1 protein-coding gene is annotated in these 1,118 nt (G+C 60.1%); it reads right to left on the bottom strand.

Annotated features, from left to right (window positions below; translation table 11 throughout):
• A partial coding sequence (gene tssI / locus Xedl_RS19700; protein WP_143187509.1) for a type VI secretion system tip protein TssI/VgrG occupies positions 1 to 1,118 on the bottom strand: 1,118 nt, incomplete at both ends.

The following is a 1,118-nucleotide window of genomic DNA, read 5'->3' as shown; positions in this document are numbered from 1 at the left end:
ACTTCCGTACCGATGATTTCCTTATGACGATCTTTGCGCACGGTAATCACCTGATTGTTGCCGACACTTTCTGTGTGGTCATGCACCACACGGGTTGACCGGTTATTGAGAACTTCCGTACTCATATCCCGCTGCGCATGCAATGCCAGCCGCTCACTGCCTTTCGCATCTTCAAACAGCAGCTCGTTATACCCTTCGCCCTTGTGGGTCTTGGAGCGGAAGGCCATCTGGGTTTTACTGCCCGGCAGCCCGCCCGGTGGAATGTTGCTGGCGTGGTAGGTACGCCCGGTAACGATCGGCTGATCCGGGTCGCCGTGCAGAAAATCCACCACCACTTCCTGGCCGATACGCGGGATCGCCAGCATGCCCCAGCCTTGCCCCGCCCACGGCTGGGTGACGCGTATCCAGCAGGAACTCTGGTCATCGCTCTTGCCGTAGCGATCCCACGGGAACTGGAGGCGAATTCGCCCGTACTGATCACAGAAAATCTCTTCGCCGGCCGGCCCCACCACTTTGGCGATCTGCGGGCCGTCAATCACGGGTTTTGGCAGCGGCGCAGGGCGCCAGTGCTGGTTATGGCGGATAAAGTGGAACTGGCTGTTCAGGCTGGTGCCCGTGCCGCTGTTGGCGGTTTCCAGCGCCTGGGGCTGGCTGCCGGCATGGCTGGCGCCCACGACCTGCCAGGACTGATTCAGATCTTCCCGCGGGTGGTTGTACAGGGTGAATAATCGCCCCGGTTGGATGGCAATGGCATTGCCGCTGCCTTGCCCGGTCACGGCATCGTTGCGCAGCGCTTCCAGCCGGTAACGGGTGAAATCCTTACCGTGCGCCTCATCCTTAAAACGACCCGGATAGTCGTAATGTTCGTAATACCGCTGTTGCAGGGTGTCTTCCTTCATCTGCTGGCTGAATTCGGCCGGCCACGCGGGATTTTTGAAGGTGTAGTCTTTGAGTTGCACCTGTGCAGGGCGGACTTGTGCCCTGTGTGTCAGGTTGCTGATGGCGGGTTCACCCAGCGTACTGGTGTCACCCGGCTGGTAGGGCAGGACAATGCCCGGCGGCACCGAGCCGGCGTCATCGGCAAACACCAGCGTATTGCGCCCGTTGCCGCATTCAAA

Source organism: Xenorhabdus eapokensis (assembly GCF_001908105.1).
Note: the sequence above shows the minus strand (reverse complement) of the source record. Positions and strands in the feature narration are given on the sequence as shown.